The following is a 4,721-nucleotide window of genomic DNA, read 5'->3' as shown; positions in this document are numbered from 1 at the left end:
GACGTGCTGGGCCGCCACACGCCCGCGGCGCCGTCGGCCACGGTGACCCCGCTGCGCGGCACCGCGGCGACGGCTTGGAGCCGCACCCAGCCGTTCGCCGCCGAGGTGCTGGCCAACCAGCCGATCAGCGGCCGCGACTTCAAGGGTCCGCGCTATGCCGCGCACGGCCCGGCCGACAAGGACGTACGCCACCTGGAGCTGTCGCTGGCCGGCAGCGGCCTGCACTACGAACCCGGCGATGCCCTGGGCGTGCGCCATCGCAACCCGCCTGCGCTGGTCGAGGCGGTGTTGACCGCGACGCGACTGGACGGTCACGTCGAACTCACCGCCGATGGGCAGACACTGTCCCTGCACGAGTGGCTCAGCGGCCACCGCGAACTGACCCGGGCCTCGCGCCCGTTGCTCAGCGCGGTCGCCGAACGCGCTGGCGCGACCGCGCTGGCCGAGCTGCTCGACCCCACCCAGACCGCCGGCCTGGCGGCGCTGCTCGCCGATCATCAAGTGATCGACGTGCTGCGTCGCTGGCCGGCGGATTGGGACCACGCCGCGCTGCTGCAGGCGCTGCGGCCGATGGTCCCGCGCCTGTACTCGATCGCCTCCAGCCGCAAGCGGGTCGGCGACGAGGCCCACCTCACCGTCGACGTGCTGGCCTACGACGCCCACGGCCATACCCACGGCGGTGCCGCCAGCGGCTATCTGGCCGCCCTGGCCGAAGGCGACAGCGCGCCGGTGTACATCGAACCCAACGAACGCTTCCGGGTGCCGGCCGACGGCAGCCGCGACATCCTGATGATCGGCCCCGGCACCGGCGTGGCGCCGTTCCGCGGCTTCGTGCAGGAACGCGCCGAGAGCGGCGCCAGCGGCCGCAACTGGCTGTTCTTCGGCGCCCGCCACTTCAACCGCGACTTCCTCTACCAGGCCGAATGGCAACAGGCGCTGCGCAGCGGCGAACTGCACCGGCTGGACCTGGCGTTCTCGCGCGACGTGCAACCGCTGCGCGGCACTGCCGCCCCGGCCAAGGTTTACGTGCAGCAGCGCCTGCGCGAACACGGCCGTACCGTCTACGACTGGCTGCAGAACGGCGCGCACCTGTACGTATGCGGCGCCATCGCCATGGGCAAGGACGTGCACGCCACCTTGCTGCACATCGTCACCGAGCACGGCGCCCGCAGCCCCGAGGACGCCGCCGCCTACCTCAGCCAACTGCAGCGGGAGGGGCGGTATGCGCGTGATGTCTATTGAGGCGGGGAATCGGGAAACGGGAATCGGGAATGGGCAACAGCCGGCCTCGACGGGCTTTCCGTAATCCGACGCACCCGCTCTTGCCATTCCCTATTCCCCATTCTCGATTCCCTGCCCAATGTCCCACTCCGTCGAAGACATCAAGCACCACAGCCAGCGCTTGCGCGGGTCGCTGCTGCAGAGCCTGGCCGATCCGGTCACCGGGGCGCTGCGCGAGGACGATCAGACGCTGATCAAGTACCACGGCAGCTACCAGCAGGACGACCGCGATCTGCGCGAGGAGCGGCGCCGGCAGAAGCTGGAGCCGGCCTATCAGTTCATGATCCGCACGCGCACCCCGGGTGGGGTGGTCGATCCGGCGCAGTGGCTCAAGCTCGATGCCATCGCCACCACCTACGGCAACCACTCGCTGCGCATCACCACGCGTCAGGCGTTCCAGTTCCACGGAGTGATCAAGCGCGAGCTGAAGGCGACCATGCAGGCGATCAACGCCGCACTGATCGACACCCTGGCCGCCTGCGGCGACGTCAACCGCAACGTGCAGGTCGCCGCCAATCCGCTGGCATCGCAGGCACACGCCACGCTCTACGCCGACGCCGCGCGCGTGTCCGAACACCTGCTACCCAATACCCGCGCCTACTACGAGATCTGGCTGGACGAGGAACAGGTCGCCGGCAGCGGGCAGGAGGAGGAGCCGATCTACGGCAACGCCTACCTGCCGCGCAAGTTCAAGATCGGCTTCGCGCTGCCGCCGATCAACGACGTCGACGTGTTCGCCAACGACCTGGGCTTCATCGGCGTGCTCGACGCCGACGGCATGCTGGCCGGCTACAACGTCAGCCTCGGCGGCGGCATGGGCGCCAGCCATGGCGATGCCGAGACCTACCCGCGCGTGGCCAACGTGGTCGGCTTCATCGACCGCGCGCAGTTGCTCGACGTCGCCACCGCGGTGGTCACCACCCAGCGCGACCTGGGCAACCGCACGGTGCGCAAGCGCGCGCGCTTCAAGTACACCATCGACGACCACGGCCTGGACACGGTGCTGGCGGAGATCGAGCGCCGTGCCGGCGTGCGCCTGCAGCCCACGCGCGACTTCGCCTTCGAGCACAACGGCGACCGCGCCGGCTGGCAGGCTGGCGAGGACGGCCGCTGGCACCTGACCCTGTCGCTGCCGGCCGGGCGCATCGCCGACCATGCCGACGGCGCGCAGCACCTCAGCGGCCTGCGCGCGATCGCCACGCAGCTGCGCGACGCCGGCGACGGCGCGCACTTCCGCATGACCTCGAACCAGAACCTGGTGATCGCCGGCATCCCCGCGGCGCAACGCGAGGCGATCGACGCGCTGGTGCGCGCGCATGCGCTGGACGCCGGCAACCGCGCGCCCACCGCGCTGGCGCGCGCGGCCATGGCCTGCGTGGCCCTGCCCACCTGCGGCCTGGCGATGGCCGAGGCCGAGCGCTACCTGCCGGCCTTCGCCGCGCAGTTGCAGCCATTGCTGGCGCGCCACGGCCTGCAGGACGCGCCGATCCTGCTGCGCCTCTCCGGTTGCCCGAACGGCTGCTCGCGGCCGTACCTGGCCGAGATCGCCCTGGTCGGCAAGGCGCCGGGCCGCTACAACCTGATGCTCGGCGGCGACCACCGCGGCCAGCGCCTCAACACCCTGTACCGCGAGAACATCGCCGAGCCGGAGATCCTCGCCGCGCTGGAACCGCTGTTCGCGCGCTATGCCAACGAGCGGCATGAGGACGAGCGCTTCGGCGATTTCCTGCACCGCACCGGCGTGGTCGAGTTGCCCGCCTATCCCACCCACCGTCACCTGATTCCGTCGGAACTGCACGCATGAGCGCTCTGCCCGCCGCCTCCCAAGACGCCTCCGCCAACGCACCGGTGCCGGCCCTGGATCTCGATGCCGCCAATGCGCTGCTGGCGACGCTGTCCGCGCCCGAGCGCGTGGCCTGGGCGCTGCAGCACGGCCCGGCCGAAGCGGCGCTGTCGTCCAGCTTCGGCGCGCAATCGGCCGCCACCCTGCACCTGCTGACCCGGCAGCGCCCGGACATCCCGGTGATCCTGATCGACACCGGCTACCTGTTCGCCGAGACCTACCGCTTCGCCGATGCGCTGACCGACCGGCTCAAGCTCAATCTCAAGATCTACCGCCCGCTGGTCAGCCGCGCCTGGATGGAAGCGCGCCACGGCCGCCTGTGGGAACAGGGCATGGTCGGCATCGAGCAGTACAACAATCTGCGCAAGGTCGAGCCGATGCGTCGCGCCTTGGACGAACTGAGGGTCGGCACCTGGTTCACCGGCCTGCGCCGCAGCCAGTCCGACAGCCGCGCGCAGACCCCGTTCGTGCAGAAGCGCGGCGAGCGCTACAAGATCAACCCGATCGCCGACTGGAGCGATCGCGACCTGTGGCAATACATGCAGCAGCACGACCTGCCCTATCACCCGCTGTGGGAACAGGGCTACGTCTCCATCGGCGATTTCCACACCCCCCGCCGCTGGGAACCGGGCATGCGCGAGGAAGACACCCGCTTCTTCGGCCTCAAGCGCGAATGCGGGATCCACGAGGATCTGTGAGACGTCCCAGCACACGTTCGGGCTTTTTGTAGGCGCGGCGTCAACTGCGACAGGCGTTACCGGCCACACCGCGTCTTTTCCTTAGGAGCGGCTTCAGCCGCGACCGGGTTTCATGGGAACGCCCGGTCGCGGCTGAAGCCGCTTCTACGGCTCAGAATCCCTATCTCCTGCGGGTGCCGACAGCACTGGCTGCGCCTTGTGGGAGGGACTTCAGTCCCGACTACAACAAGTCGGATGCGCCGATGGATCGGCTTATCGCGGCAGCATCACAGCACATTCCGAAATCGACCTGCTAAGCCGCCACCACCGGCTCGCGCCGCAGCACCAGCACCCAGTCCAGCGCCAGCATCAGCAGCAAGGACACACCCACCAGCGGAAACAGCATCCCGCCCAGCACCAACAGTGCGACCACGCCGCGCAGCGTGCGCCGGTCCGCCGGCAGCGGCGGCACCCCGAGCCCGCCCTGCGGGCGCCGCTTCCACCACATCACCGCCGCGCTCACGCACAGCAGCACGATGCCCAGGCAGGCCACGATCAGCACGATCTGGTTGAGCGCACCGTACTCCTGGCCCAGGTGCACGTTGATGCCCCACTCCAGCGTCTTGGCCAGCGGGCCGTAGTCGGCGTAGCGCATGTCCAGCAGCACCTGGCCGCTGTACTGGTCCAGGTGGATCACCCGCTGCTGCGCCAGGTCCGGCGGATACACCGAAGCGGTATAGACCCCACGCACGCCGCGCGGCAGCGCGACACTGTAGCCCGGTGCGATGCCGCGCGCCTGGAACCGCGCCACCGCCGCATCCAGGCCGATCGCGCCCGCCGCCGGCATGGCGTCCGGCATGTCGGCCATGCCGCCATGTTCGCCATGCTCCTCGTGTCCGCCATGCGCGCCGTGCGCCGCG

The 4,721-nt window shown here is 70.0% G+C and carries 4 protein-coding genes; 3 read left to right on the top strand and 1 reads right to left on the bottom strand.

What is annotated here, in order from left to right:
- From D183_RS0115640 to D183_RS0115630, 3 genes are all read left to right on the top strand, one after another.
- The coding region (locus D183_RS0115640) for a diflavin oxidoreductase (RefSeq protein WP_017909837.1) at positions 1–1,242 on the top strand (1,242 nt) is incomplete at its 5' end.
- Positions 1,243–1,360: 118 nt separating this feature from the next.
- A complete protein-coding gene (gene cysI / locus D183_RS0115635; RefSeq protein ID WP_017909836.1) occupies positions 1,361–3,085 on the top strand; it encodes an assimilatory sulfite reductase (NADPH) hemoprotein subunit in 1,725 nt (574 codons plus the stop codon).
- Positions 3,082–3,822, top strand: a complete 741-nt coding sequence (locus D183_RS0115630; protein WP_017909835.1) for a phosphoadenylyl-sulfate reductase — start codon at positions 3,082–3,084, stop codon at positions 3,820–3,822. The genes cysI and D183_RS0115630 overlap by 4 nt, the downstream gene beginning before the upstream one ends.
- Before the next feature lie 292 nt (positions 3,823–4,114).
- On the opposite strand, the gene D183_RS0115625 is transcribed toward D183_RS0115630, so the two are convergent.
- Positions 4,115–4,721 (bottom strand): PepSY-associated TM helix domain-containing protein (locus D183_RS0115625; RefSeq protein ID WP_017909834.1); only part of this gene is annotated, 607 nt, incomplete at its 5' end.

Origin of the sequence: Xanthomonas sp. SHU 199 (assembly GCF_000364665.1) — a bacterium.
Taxonomy (GTDB): Bacteria; Pseudomonadota; Gammaproteobacteria; order Xanthomonadales; family Xanthomonadaceae; genus Xanthomonas_A; species Xanthomonas_A sontii.
Note: the sequence above shows the minus strand (reverse complement) of the source record. Positions and strands in the feature narration are given on the sequence as shown.

Excerpts from the sequence above, each read along its gene's own strand:
- cysI (WP_017909836.1), top strand. The coding sequence starts at position 1,361 with ATGTCCCACTCCGTCGAAGACATCAAGCACCACAGCCAGCGCTTGCGC.
- D183_RS0115630 (WP_017909835.1), top strand. The coding sequence starts at position 3,082 with ATGAGCGCTCTGCCCGCCGCCTCCCAAGACGCCTCCGCCAACGCACCG.